Below are 12,951 nucleotides of genomic sequence, written 5' to 3' on the forward strand. Positions count from 1 at the left end.
GGCCCGGGACGGCTGCTCTAGTCGGTCTCGTCGCCGGGTTCGATATCGTCTGGTAGAATATCGCCTTCATCGGACGGCGACAGAACATCGCCAGCCAGGATCTCCTCGGTGGCTGCAATGCGCACATCGGTGATGCGGGCACCGGGAAAGCGGGCAAGAATTGCCGCAATGTCTGGGTCCTGGCGCGCGTCACTGACAAGCGCCTCGCGCTTGGCGGTCTCGCGTTCGGCCAGCGTCGGCGCACCTTCTTCCCGGCTGAGCGCCACAGTCCATTTGGCGCCGGTCCAGTCACCCAGCTTCTTGATCAACTCGCCGGGAAGGCTGGGGCTGGCATCCGGCGCAAGATTGATCTCGAGGCGACCGGGTTCGATCCGGACCAGCCGGACACCGGTGCGGATCTGCACCTTCATGGCGATATCGCGAAACTTCTCGGCCAGCGCCACCATGTCCTCGAGCGAGCCGATGACGATTTCCTCGACCGGCTCGGCAACCGCGGGGCTGACAACCGAGGGTTCGGCGGAATGGGCCAGCCGCATCGAAGGCTGTCCGCCGCCGCCTTGCGGCATGCTGCGGTCCCCCACGGCCCGGGCCATGGCACCGCCGCCGGACGGTCCGTTGCCGGCCGGCTGCCCACCGGCGCCCGCCGATGCGCCGCCGGAAGTCTGGAGCGCTTTCACCGCATCCTCTGGCGACGGGAGATTTGCGGCATGGGCAATCCGGATCAAGGTCATTTCCGCGGCCGCCGCCTGACGGCTCGAGGTGTCGGTCTCGGTAATGCCCTTGAGCAGCATCTGCCAGACCCGCGACAGAACAACGGTCGACAGTTTCGCCGCATAATCGGCGCCACTTTCGCGTTCGGTCTGGGTCAGGGACGGATCTTCGCCGGCCTCGGGCACGAATTTGAGCCGCGTCACCAGATGGGTGAAATCGGCCAGATCAGTCAGGACCACAGATGGGCTGGCGCCCGAATCATACTGGTCGCGAAAATTTGCCAGAGCCGCAGCGACATCGCCGGTCATCAGCGCGCCGAACAGTTCGACGATGCGGGACCGGTCAGCCAAACCCAGCATCGAGCGCACGGCCCCGGCGTCGACGCCGCCGCCACCATGGGCAATCGCCTGGTCGAGCAGCGACAGGCCATCGCGCACCGAGCCTTCGGCGGCGCGGGCGATCATGGCCAGCGACTCCTCGTCGATGACAATGCCTTCCTGATCGGCAATGCTCTTGAAATGGGCCACCAGCAGAGCGGAATCGATGCGGCGCAGATCAAACCGCTGGCATCGCGACAGCACCGTGATGGGAACCTTGCGGATTTCGGTTGTGGCGAAAATGAACTTCACATGCGCTGGCGGCTCTTCCAGCGTCTTCAACAGGCCGTTGAAGGCCTGATTGGAGAGCATGTGCACTTCGTCGATGATGTAGACCTTGTAGCGCGCCGCCACCGGCCGGTAACGCACCTGCTCAATGATCTCGCGAATGTCGTCAATGCCGGTATGGGACGCCGCGTCCATCTCGATGACATCGACATGGCGGCCTTCCATGATCGCCTGACAATGCTCCCCTGAAACGGTCAGATCGATCGTCGGCCGATCGATCTCGGCAGTCTGGTAATTGAGCGCCCGTGCCAGAATTCGGGCGGTCGTGGTCTTGCCGACGCCGCGGACGCCAGTCAGCATCCAGGCCTGGGCAATCCGTCCGGTGGAAAACGCGTTGGTCAGGGTGCGGACCATCGGCGCCTGGCCGATCAGGTCGGTGAAATCCTTGGGACGGTATTTGCGGGCAAGAACCCGGTAGGGCACCTGCCCTTCAGCGGCAACCGCGTGTGACGCTGTATTGGTACCGGTTGCTTCATCCATGATTGCAGTGCCGCCCTCGCGCTGGCTCGATGGCCATTCAAGATGAATGTTTGCACCCCGGCCGGGTCGCGTCAATGACGGTCTGCCTCGGCCTGCGCGGGCGAAAGGGTGGGAGGCTGGCACGGTGACCCGTGCCGGGCTCGTTAGGGCTGCTTCCTTCCGGACCTGACCCGGTTGGCGAGTGGCTCGTCCACCACCAACCTCCCAAGGCCACATATCGTCAATCGAACAAGCAAATGCAAGCCAGAGCCCAAAAAAACTGATAGAGTTGTACCGCGGCCCTGTCTGACGGACTTATTCATGACCAATTTCGTTCTTGATCCTCGCCTAGAGCGCGACAGCACACCGGTGATGAGACTGGGCTTGTGTCAACTCAGGTTGATGGACGATTCACGCTGGCCCTGGGTACTGCTGGTCCCGCAGCGCCCGGGCATCTGCGAAATCTTCGAAATGACCCCGCTCGACCAGACCATGCTGACGTTCGAAACCGCAATCGCCGCCAAGGCGGTCAAGCAAGCAACCGGCTGTCGCAAGATCAATGTCGGCGCACTTGGCAATCAGGTCCGCCAGTTCCATCTGCACATCATCGCGCGCAATGAGGGCGATGATGCCTGGCCCGGACCTGTCTGGGGTCATGGCGCGCCGGTCCCCTGGTCCCGTAGCGCCCGGACTGCATTTACCGAAAGACTTCTCGAGGCCCTCTGATTCATGACATTTTCCCTGTTCGACCATAACGCACCTCATGGCGAGGCAAGCCGTATGGTCGCTTTTTCCAGCAATATTCTTGACAGCCGCTCTGAATACCGGACCGAAACCGAACTTGATGACGCGCTCAAGGAGCCGACAACGCGGTATTTTGCCATTGCCCAGGGCAAGCTGGTGATGCGCGTGGATGGTGTGGCTCCGGAAGGCTTGCTTGCTGCGCCCGACCTCGCCGCCATGCAGCCGCAAAACGCCGACGCCGTGCTGATCGGCTGGGACCGGGACAACGTCGCCTTCATTGCCATGCCGGTGGCGATTGAGGCCGACGACCTGCCGGAGATGTACAAGGCCATCGACACGCGGTCGGTCTACCGACAGGCGCTGCTGACCGAGGAAAAACTCGGCGCCTACGCACAAGGCACGAGCCTTGTGAGCTGGGCGCTGACCAACCGGTTTTGCGGCACCTGCGGCTGCGCCATGACGCCGAAAGCGGGTGGCTACCGGCGGAGCTGCCAGGCCTGTGGGCACAATGTGTTTCCGCGCACCGACCCGGTTGCGATCATGCTCATCGTGGATGAGGCCAACGACCGATGCCTGCTGGGCCGCAGCCCACATTTTGCCCCGGGAATGTATTCCTGCCTGGCCGGATTCATCGAGCCTGGCGAGACCATCGAGGACGCGGTGCGGCGGGAAACACGAGAAGAATCCGGCATCAGGATTGACCGGGTGCGCTACCATGCCAGCCAGCCATGGCCGATGCCGCATACGTTGATGATCGGCGTCTACGCCGAAGCCAAAAGCCTCGACATTGCCCGTGACACCGTCGAACTTGAAGATTGCCGCTGGTTCAGCCGGACCGAGACCGAGGCCATGCTCTCGACGGCCCTGGGTCAGGCGGATGCCTCGGCACCGCCGCCCGGCGCCATCGCTCACCGGCTGATGCGTGACTGGCTGGACTGGTCGCGGTAGAGACCCGCGTCAGCCCTCTTCCTCTTGCGCAAGCGTTCCATTCTGCGCCAGCCGGAACGGATGGGCCGGATAGACACCCAGAATCCGCAGTTCCCTGGAAAAGTAAGCCAGCTCCTCCATGGCGCGCGCCACCGGCGCTTCGTCCGGGTGGCCCTGGATATCGGCGTAGAACTGGGTGGCGAAAAACTTGCCGCCAATCTGATAGCTTTCCAGCTTGGTCATGTTGACGCCGTTGGTGGCAAAGCCGCCCATGGCCTTGTAGAGCGCGGCCGGAATGTTGCGCACACGGAAAACGAAGGTGGTGACAACCACCTCGTCGGCCACCGGAGGCGGTGGGAGCCTGGCCTCGCGCGAGAGCACCACAAAGCGGGTGACATTGGTGTCGGTGTCCTCAACATTTTCCTCGAGGATATCGAGCCCGTACAGGTCGGCGGCCAGACGCGGCGCCAACGCCGCCATCGTCCGGTCATTGCTCTGCGAAACCATCCGGGCGGCTCCGGCGGTATCGCCGGCAACAACTGCTTTCCAGCCATTGTCCCGCACCACCTTGCGGCACTGGCCAACCGCGTGGACATGACTGTGCACGGTGCGGATTTCCGATCGCTCGACCCCAGGCAGGGCCATCAGCTGGAAGTGAATCGGCATGAAGTATTCACCGACGATGTGCATCTGCGATTCGGGCAGCAGATGATGGATGTCGGCGACCCGGCCGGCGATGGTGTTTTCAATCGGGATCATGGCCAGATCGGCGTCGCCCTGCGCCAGTGCATTGAAGGCATCCTCGAACGTGGCGCTCGGCAAGGGCTCCATACCGGGAAACATGTCGCGGCAAGCCATGTCGGAATTTGCGCCAAACTCGCCCTGAAAGGCGATGCGGTTGGTGGAAGCGGTCATGATGTCTGTCCGTTGCGAGGAAAACGCGCCTCTTGCGGCGCCAGAATTTGGCGGGCCCGTTCAAGATCGGCGGGAGTATCGACACCGAGAGGCACCGAGTCAACGATGGCCACATCAATGCGCATGCCGTTCTCCAGAGCCCGCAATTGTTCGAGCGATTCACGCGTTTCGAGGGTCGAAGGCTTCAGCGAAACAAAGCGTTCGAGTGCCGCGCGCCGCCAGGCATAAAGCCCGATGTGATGGTAGAGCGGACCGTCGCCATAGGGTGCAGTGGCGCGGGTGAAATAAAGCGCGCGCAATAGACGCTCGCCAATGGGCGTGCCGATCACCTTGACGATGCTCGGATTGGTTTTTTCCGTTTCATCGGAAATTTCCACCGCGAGCGTGGCAAGGTCGGCCGCCGATCCGGTCAGCGGCAGGACAGAACGGCGAATGGTTTCCGGCTCGATGGCAGGAATGTCACCCTGGACATTCAGAATTATCTGGGCCTGCGCCTGGGGGTCCATGATCATGGCCGCCTCGAACACACGGTCTGATCCGGACTGGTGATCATTCCTCGTCATGACCGCCTCGAAGCCGGCGGCTTCGACAACATCGGCGATGTCGCGCGAATCAGTCGCCACCGCCACCCGGCCGATATCGGCCAGCATGGCCTGGCGCGCAACGCGGACCACCATCGGCTCTCCGCCTATATCGGCAAGCGGTTTGTTGGGCAGCCGTGCAGACGCCATTCTGGCCGGAATAATGACGAGCGTGTGCCCTGAATCTTTTGCCATAGCGGACCAATTCCCCTGTTATGCCGCGCAAGTGTCAAAAAGTCTCACTGCCGGTGTTACAAACGGTGTTGCAACGATCTTGCAAAAGACATAGGTTCCGCGCGATTTCAAGGCTGGTTCGGATATTGCGGGAAACTGGGCGGGAAACCGAATCGAAACGGAGCGACGGAACATGAACTCCTCATATTTCAACACGGCGGCGGGTGCTTTTCTGGGCATCATGTTTGTCGTCATGACCCTTTCCATTGTTTCGGAAGGGATTTATGATTCACCGAAACCGGAAACCGAAGGCTTCCTGATCGAAGTGGCCGAGGGCGGCGGTGACGCAAGCGCACCGGCTGAAGAGGCTGCGCCGGAATTGATCGCGCCGCTGCTGGCAAGCGCCGATCCGGCCAAGGGTGAAGCCGTGTTCAAGAAATGTGCTGCCTGCCACACCAATGATGCCGGCAATGGCAACAAGATTGGTCCGGGGCTGTGGAATATCGTCAACCGTCCAATCGCAGGCCACGCCGACTTCAAATATTCCTCGGCCATGACCGAATTTTCCGAAGGCGGATCTGTCGTCTGGGATTACGAGCACCTCAGCGGTTTTCTGGCTGCTCCCAAGAAGTACATCAAGGGCACCGCAATGGGCTTCGCCGGCATCAAGAAAATCGATGAGCGTGCCGACCTGATCGCCTATCTGCGCACCCTGGGCGATTCGCCGGCACCGCTGCCGGCGGAATAGGCTGATCGTCTGATCGAATTTGTAAAAGCCGGGCGCGCGATGCCCGGCTTTTTGATGAAATCACACAATTTTTTCAAACAAGATCTGCAAGCGCAGCAAAAGTCGCCTATTCTCTCGCTGAAGACCTGTCGTCATCGGAGACCCGGCCAGAATGACCAATCCTATTGCCTCCATCACCCTGGCGCTCGCCGCATCGCTTCTGTTTGCATCGGTCGCACCGGCTCAGGAACAAACCTGGCATCATGCCACGGCGATGCTTGGCGAGCCGAAATATCCAGAGAATTTTCCGCGCTTTGACTACGCCAATCCGGATGCGCCAAAGGGTGGGATGCTGCGGCTTTCGGAAGAAGGCACATTCGACAGTTTCAATCCCGTTCTGGCCAAGGGTGAACAGGCAGCAGGCCTGGCGCTGGTGTTCGATCCGCTGATGAGATCGGCTGACGACGAGATTTCAGCCTCCTACGGCCTGATCGCCGAGAGCATTTCGTTTCCCGACGACATTTCCGAGGCCACCTTCCGGATTCGCGCCGAAGCCAGATGGCCAGACGGCGAGCCGATCACACCGGAAGATGTCATCTTCAGCTTCACCAAGGCCAAGGAACACAACCCGCTGCAAGCCAATTATTATGGCCATGTCGTCTCCGCCGAAAAATCCGGCGCCCGCGATGTCACCTTCCGGTTCGATGAGATCAACAACAGCGAACTGCCGCAAATTCTGGGTCAGCTTCTGATTCTGCCGCAACATTGGTGGCAGGGAAAGGACAAGGACGGAAACCAGCGTGACATCGGCCGCACAACGCTCGAGCCGGTGATGGGCTCGGGTCCCTACCGGATCGCCGGCTTTACCGCCGGGTCGACAATCCGCTACGAGCTGCGCGACGATTACTGGGCCAGGGATCTCAACGTCAATGTCGGGCACCACAATTTCGGGACGATCGAGTATGGTTACTTCACCGACCGCAACGTCGAGTTCGAGGCGTTCCGCGGCGGCGCCATCGATTTCCGGCAGGAGAATTCGGCCAGCCGCTGGGCCACAGCCTATGATTTTCCCGCAATCGACACCGGCGATGTCGTCCTTGAGGAGATCGAAAATCCGCTTCGGGCCGTCGGCATCATGCAGGCCATGGTGCCGAACATGCGCCGCGACAAATTCAAGGATATCCGGGTTCGCAAGGCGCTCAATTTTGCCTTCGATTTCGAGGACCTGAACCGAAACCTGGCGTTTGACGCCTTCGAGCGGATCGACAGTTATTTCTGGGGCACGGAACTGGCCTCCTCCGGCCTGCCCGAAGGCCGGGAAAAACAAATCCTCGAAAGCCTGGGCGACAAGGTGCCACCAGAGGTGTTCACAACGGTCTACACCAACCCGGTCAGCGGCGACCCGGCAAAGTCCCGCGCCAATCTGCGCCAGGCTCTGACCCTGTTCCGCGACGCCGGCTACAAGCTCGAGAACCAGCAACTCGTTGACGCCCGGACGGGAGCCCCGTTCGAGATCGAGATCCTGCTGTCCAGCCCTTCCTTCGAGCGTTCAGTCCTGCCCTATGTCAGCAATCTGAAGAAGATCGGGGTCAACGCCCGGATTCGCACGGTCGATGCCTCGCAATACACCAACCGGGTCAGAAGCTTCGACTATGACATGATCTGGGGCCTGTGGGCGCAGTCGCTCAATCCGGGCAACGAGCAGTCCGGTTACTGGGGATCGGATTCGCTTGAACGCGAAGGTTCGCGAAACTACGCCGGCATTTCCGACCCTGCCATCGACGCGCTGATCAAGATGGTCATTTTCGCGCCAAACCGCGACGAGCAGATCGCCGCTGTGCATGCTCTCGACCGGGTGCTTCTCGCCCACCATTTCGTGGTGCCGCTGTTTTACAGCAATGCGGTCAAGGTGGCCTACCGCAAGACACTGGTCCATCCGGAAGAACTGCCCTATTACGGGCTCGGCTTCCCGGAAGTTTGGTGGAGCAGCGAGGCAAACTGAGATGCATTCAGCCTTGCGCCTCAATCGACATTCGATTCTGTATGAACACACCACGAATCAGCCAAGGACGACAGGTCGTGGCTGGAAGGATGCGAGATTGATCAGACCTCAAGCGGACAGGAGCGATGAAATCGCCACGACACCGGAGAGCGGCGCCTGATGGGTAGCTATATTCTCCGCCGTCTGCTTTTGATGATTCCAACGGTTGTCGGCATCATGGCGATTTCCTTCGCGGTGATCCAGTTCGCTCCCGGCGGTCCGGTTGAGCAGGTGATCGCCGAACTCACCGGACAGGGCGATTCGGCCATCGACCGGATTGCCGGCGGCGGCGATACCGTTGGCAGCGCCCAGCAGGATTTCGGCGATTCGGTCTCGTCGCAATACCGTGGCGCCCAGGGGCTTGATCCGGAGTTCATCGCCAAGCTGGAAGCCCAGTTCGGTTTCGACAAACCGCCACTTGAGCGGTTCGGCCTGATGATGTGGGATTACATCCGCTTCGATTTCGGCGAGAGCTATTTCCGCAGTATCGATGTGATCGATCTGATTGCCGAAAAACTGCCGGTATCGATCTCGCTGGGGGTGTGGATCCTGCTGCTGTCCTACGTCATCTCGATTCCGCTGGGAATCAAGAAGGCGGTCACTGACGGATCGCGGTTCGATGTCTGGACGTCCGGGCTGATCATCATCGCCTATGCGGTGCCGGGGTTTCTGGTTGGCATCCTGCTGATCGTGATGTTTGCCGGGGGGTCGTTTTTCGACTGGTTTCCCTTGCGCGGCCTGACCTCGGACAATTTCGCCGAACTGAGCCTGCCGGGCAAGATCATCGACTATTTCTGGCATCTGGCGCTGCCGCTGATCGCTTTGTCGCTGGCGGCCTTTGCCACCACGACGCTCTTGACCAAGAACTCGTTCATCGATGAAATCCGCAAGCAATATGTCACCACGGCCCGGGCCAAGGGACTGACCGAAAGCCAGGTCTTGTACCGGCATGTGTTTCGCAATGCCATGCTGATCATCATTGCCGGCTTCCCCGGCGCCTTCATCTCGGCCTTCTTTTCCGGCTCGCTGCTGATCGAGACCATCTTTTCGCTCGACGGCCTCGGCCGGCTTGGCTTCGAATCCATCATCAAGCGCGACTATCCGGTGGTGTTTGCAACGCTGTTCATCTTTTCGCTGATGGGACTGGTGGTGGGGCTGATTTCGGATCTGGTCTACACATGGGTCGATCCGCGCATCGACTTTGAAAAGAGGGACGTCGGATGAGCGCGCCCGCCTCGACGAACGCGCAGCTGTTTAAAGCGGACGGACGGCCCAAAGGCTGGCTGTCGCCGACAAACAAGCGGCGCTGGGCCAATTTCAAGGCCAACCGCCGCGGGTACTGGTCGCTGTGGATTTTTCTGATTCTGTTCATCGCCAGTCTTCTGGGGGAACTCATCGCCAACGACCGGCCGATCCTGGCGTCCTACAAGGGCGAAATCCTCTATCCGGTGCTGATCGACTATCCGGAGGAGAAGTTTGGCGGCTTCCTGGCACGGACCGATTACCGCGACCCGTTCATTCAGGATGAAATCGAGGCGAACGGCTGGATGATATGGCCGCCGATCCGCTATTCCTACACCACCGCCAACTCCTACATCCCGCACTCGGCGCCAACCCCGCCATTCTGGATGATGGACAAGGAGACCCGCTGCCAGGCCTATCCGCTCAAGGCAGAGGATCCCGGGTGCACCCTTGGCAACATGAACTGGCTGGGCACCGACGACCAGACCCGCGACGTGACCGCCCGGATGATCTACGGTTTCCGGATCTCGGTGCTGTTCGGGCTGACCCTGACCATTTTCTCGGCCGTGATCGGCATCGCCGCGGGCGCCGTTCAAGGCTATTTCGGCGGCTGGACCGACCTCTTGATGCAGCGCTTCATCGAGATCTGGTCTTCCATGCCGGTGCTTTACATCCTGCTCATCATCGCCGCGGTGCTTCCGCCGGGTTTCTGGATCCTGCTCGGGATCATGCTGCTGTTTTCCTGGGTCGCATTCGTCGGCATCGTGCGAGCCGAATTCCTGCGCGCCCGCAATTTCGAATACGTCAACGCCGCCCGCGCGCTCGGCGTCGGCAATGGCACCATCATGTTTCGTCATCTCCTGCCCAACGCCATGGTGGCCACACTGACCTTCCTGCCGTTCATCCTTTCGGGTTCAATTACCACATTGACTTCGCTTGATTTCCTCGGCTTCGGGCTTCCGCCGGGGTCGGCCTCGCTGGGCGAGCTGATCGCGCAGGGCAAGCGCAATCTGCAGGCGCCATGGCTGGGTTTGACGGCGTTTTTCTCCATCTCGATCATGCTGTCACTGCTGATCTTCATCGGCGAAGCCACGCGTGACGCCTTCGATCCGAGAAAGACATTCCGATGAGTGGCCCCGTGCGTGACGCCAAAGCAGACGGCCAGGGCGAAGCCCTGCTGTCGGTTCGCGATCTGTCGGTGGCCTTCCATCAGGGCGGTGAAAGCCAGACAGCCGTGGATCATGTCTCGTTTGACATTCACCGGGGCGAGACAGTGGCGCTGGTGGGCGAATCGGGTTCGGGCAAATCCGTCTCGGCATTGTCGGTGTTGCGGCTGCTGCCCTATCCGGGCGCGAGCCACCCTTCCGGCGAGATCCGGTTCAAGGGCAAGGATCTGCTTACGGCTTCGGAACCGGAGATCAGGGCCGTTCGCGGCAACGACATCACCATGATCTTCCAGGAGCCGATGACCTCGCTCAACCCGCTGCAGACCGTGGAATTGCAGATTTCGGAAATTCTGCATCTGCACCGGCAGGTCCGCCCCGAAGAGGCGCGCCGGCAGGTGCTCGCCCTGCTCGATCAGGTTGGCATTCGTGAGCCGGAAAAGCGGTTGGCGTCCTACCCGCATCAGCTTTCGGGCGGCCAGCGCCAGCGGGTGATGATTGCCATGGCACTCGCCAACCGGCCGGAATTGCTGATCGCCGATGAACCGACCACCGCGCTGGACGTCACCGTGCAGGCGCAGATTCTCGAACTGCTGCGCGACCTCAAGACCCAGCACGGCATGTCGATGCTGTTCATCACCCATGATCTGGGCATCGTGCGCAAATTTGCCGACCGGGTCTGTGTCATGACCAATGGCAAGATTGTCGAAACCGGCCCGACCGCCGAGATTTTCGGCAATCCACAGCATCCCTACACCAAGCATCTGCTTGCCGCGGAACCAAGCGGCGAGCCACCCCGGCGCAATCCTGCCGCCCACGCTGTGATGCAGGCAGACAATATCAAGGTCTGGTTCCCCGTGAAGCAGGGGTTCCTGCGCCGCACGGTCGATCATATCAAGGCCGTGGACGGGCTGTCGCTGTCGCTCAAGTCCGGCCAGACGCTTGGCGTCGTCGGCGAATCCGGATCAGGAAAGACGACGCTGGGGCTGGCGCTGATGCGGTTGATCCGCAGCGAAGGCGAGATTTTCTTTGAAGGCGAGCCGCTGCACGCCCGATCGTTCAAGCAGATGAAGCCGCTCAGAAGCGCCATGCAGGTGGTGTTTCAGGATCCATTCGGCTCGCTGAGCCCGCGCATGTCGATTGCCAATATTGTCGGCGAAGGCCTCGCCATCCATTCCCGTGATCTTTCCGCAGGCGGCCGCGACAGGCTGGTTGCGGAAGCCCTGGAAGAGGTCGGGCTCGACGCCTCCACCCGGTGGCGCTATCCGCATGAATTCTCCGGCGGTCAGCGCCAGCGCATCGCGATCGCCCGGGCCCTGGTGCTCAAGCCCCGTTTCATCATGCTCGATGAGCCCACCTCGGCGCTCGACATGAGCGTCCAGGCGCAAGTCGTGGATCTGCTGCGGGATCTGCAGCGACGGCACGATCTCGCCTATCTGTTCATCAGCCATGATCTGAAGGTGGTTCGGGCGCTGGCCAATGACGTGATCGTCATGCGCTCAGGCAAGGTCGTCGAGCAGGGCACCGCCGACCAGATCTTCGATCAACCCGAAACCGCCTACACCAAAGCGCTGATGGCGGCAGCGTTCAATCTCGAGGCCGCGGCCGGCGGCGTCGTCAGCGAATAGGTTCACTCATGGCAGACAGACACACCAACGGGCGCATTCTGCTTGCGCTGACAGGATGGCAATCGGAGATCTGGATTGACGAGCTCGGCAAGGCCGCGCCCGACCGCGCGGTCACTCTTGAGCCGGAGGGCGAGGCGGATCCGACCATCGATTACGCGGTGGTCTGGAAGCAGCGTCCGGGGTTGCTTTCGAACCTGCCCAATCTCAAGGCCATTTTTTCGCTTGGCGCCGGAGTGGACCACATCTTCGCCGACACCAGCCTGCCTGATGTGCCGATCGTGCGCGTCGTGTCACCGGACCTGACCACACGGATGAGCGAATATGTGGTCTGGCAGGTGCTCGACCATCATCGTCGCGGACCGCTTTACCGGGCCCAGCAGGCAGACCGGGTCTGGTATGAGCACCGGGAGCAGACGGCAGCCAGCGCGCTGACGGTCGGCATCATGGGTCTGGGCGAACTGGGTCGCGACGCTGCCGCCAAGCTGCGGGTCCTCGGATTTCAGCTGAGCGGCTGGTCACGGACTGAAAAACAGGTTGACGGTGTTGCCTGTCATGCCGGCGAGACGGGACTCGGTCCCTTCCTGGCATCGGCCGATATCGTGGTGGTGCTGCTGCCGCTGACGCCGGACACGCGGGGCATTCTCAACCACGACCTGTTCAAGCGGATGACCAGGCGCGGACCGCTGGGCGCACCGGTGTTGATCAATGCCGGACGCGGCGGGCTGCAAAGCGAAGCCGATATCCTCTCGGCCCTGGATGAGGGGCTGCTTTCAGCGGTCACGCTTGATGTTTTCGAGCAGGAACCGCTTGCTGCCGAAAGCCGGCTCTGGAGCCATCCGAAAGTCACGCTTACGCCGCATGCCGCCGCCGCCTCGGTTCCCTCTTCACTGATCGCGCCGATTGTGAAGCAGATGGACGCGCTCGAGCGGGGCGAAGCGCTGATGCACCTCGTCGACCGCAAGGCTGGATACTGA

Annotated in this window: 10 protein-coding genes, 1 other RNA gene and 1 pseudogene; 8 read left to right on the forward strand and 4 right to left on the reverse strand. The window is 61.2% G+C overall.

Going from position 1 to position 12,951, the window contains the following annotated elements:
• Positions 1–17 precede the first annotated feature (17 nt).
• Both PZ897_RS19345 and ffs read right to left on the reverse strand, forming a co-directional pair.
• Positions 18–1,856, reverse strand: coding sequence for a DNA polymerase III subunit gamma/tau (locus PZ897_RS19345; protein ID WP_275754395.1), 1,839 nt, complete (start codon positions 1,854–1,856; stop codon positions 18–20).
• A 108-nt stretch (positions 1,857–1,964) separates the two neighbouring features.
• Positions 1,965–2,061, reverse strand: an RNA gene (gene ffs, locus PZ897_RS19350) — signal recognition particle sRNA small type.
• Positions 2,062–2,156: 95 nt separating this feature from the next.
• Between ffs and PZ897_RS19355 the strand changes: the two genes are divergently transcribed.
• Positions 2,157–2,561 (forward strand): HIT family protein, encoded by a 405-nt coding sequence (locus tag PZ897_RS19355; RefSeq protein ID WP_275754396.1) that lies wholly within the window; start codon positions 2,157–2,159, stop codon positions 2,559–2,561.
• Positions 2,562–2,564: 3 nt separating this feature from the next.
• Positions 2,565–3,527, forward strand: a complete 963-nt coding sequence (gene nudC / locus PZ897_RS19360; RefSeq protein WP_275754397.1) for an NAD(+) diphosphatase — start codon at positions 2,565–2,567, stop codon at positions 3,525–3,527.
• Positions 3,528–3,536: 9 nt separating this feature from the next.
• Here nudC and PZ897_RS19365 read toward each other — a convergent pair whose 3' ends face one another.
• Both PZ897_RS19365 and PZ897_RS19370 read right to left on the reverse strand, forming a co-directional pair.
• Entirely contained in the window at positions 3,537–4,421 is an 885-nt protein-coding gene (locus tag PZ897_RS19365) for a prephenate dehydratase (RefSeq protein WP_275754398.1), read from the reverse strand.
• The gene (locus PZ897_RS19370) at positions 4,418–5,197 is read right to left on the reverse strand and encodes a 3-deoxy-manno-octulosonate cytidylyltransferase (RefSeq protein ID WP_275754399.1); all 780 of its coding nucleotides are present in this window, start codon (positions 5,195–5,197) and stop codon (positions 4,418–4,420) included. Before PZ897_RS19370 ends, PZ897_RS19365 begins: the two co-directional genes overlap by 4 nt.
• Before the next feature lie 172 nt (positions 5,198–5,369).
• Between PZ897_RS19370 and PZ897_RS19375 the strand changes: the two are divergent.
• From PZ897_RS19375 to PZ897_RS19400, 6 genes and pseudogenes are all read left to right on the forward strand, one after another.
• A pseudogene (locus PZ897_RS19375) lies at positions 5,370–5,915 on the forward strand (cytochrome c family protein); the annotation flags it as partial.
• 160 nt (positions 5,916–6,075) lie between these two features.
• Positions 6,076–7,905 carry an extracellular solute-binding protein gene (locus PZ897_RS19380; RefSeq protein ID WP_275754400.1) on the forward strand — a complete coding sequence of 610 codons (1,830 nt, stop codon included), beginning with the start codon at positions 6,076–6,078 and terminating at the stop codon, positions 7,903–7,905.
• A 159-nt stretch (positions 7,906–8,064) separates the two neighbouring features.
• On the forward strand, positions 8,065–9,168 hold the full coding sequence (locus PZ897_RS19385; RefSeq protein ID WP_275754401.1) for a microcin C ABC transporter permease YejB: 1,104 nt from the start codon (positions 8,065–8,067) through the stop codon (positions 9,166–9,168).
• Positions 9,165–10,316: an ABC transporter permease gene (locus tag PZ897_RS19390; protein ID WP_275754402.1), complete on the forward strand. Its 1,152-nt coding sequence runs from the start codon at positions 9,165–9,167 to the stop codon at positions 10,314–10,316. The genes PZ897_RS19385 and PZ897_RS19390 overlap by 4 nt, the downstream gene beginning before the upstream one ends.
• Before the next feature lie 8 nt (positions 10,317–10,324).
• Positions 10,325–11,977 carry an ABC transporter ATP-binding protein gene (locus PZ897_RS19395; protein ID WP_275754403.1) on the forward strand — a complete coding sequence of 551 codons (1,653 nt, stop codon included), beginning with the start codon at positions 10,325–10,327 and terminating at the stop codon, positions 11,975–11,977.
• A gap of 8 nt (positions 11,978–11,985) precedes the next feature.
• Positions 11,986–12,951, forward strand: a complete 966-nt coding sequence (locus PZ897_RS19400) for a glyoxylate/hydroxypyruvate reductase A (RefSeq protein ID WP_275754404.1) — start codon at positions 11,986–11,988, stop codon at positions 12,949–12,951.

Source organism: Hoeflea sp. YIM 152468 (assembly GCF_029210485.1).
Lineage (GTDB): Bacteria > Pseudomonadota > Alphaproteobacteria > Rhizobiales > Rhizobiaceae > Hoeflea.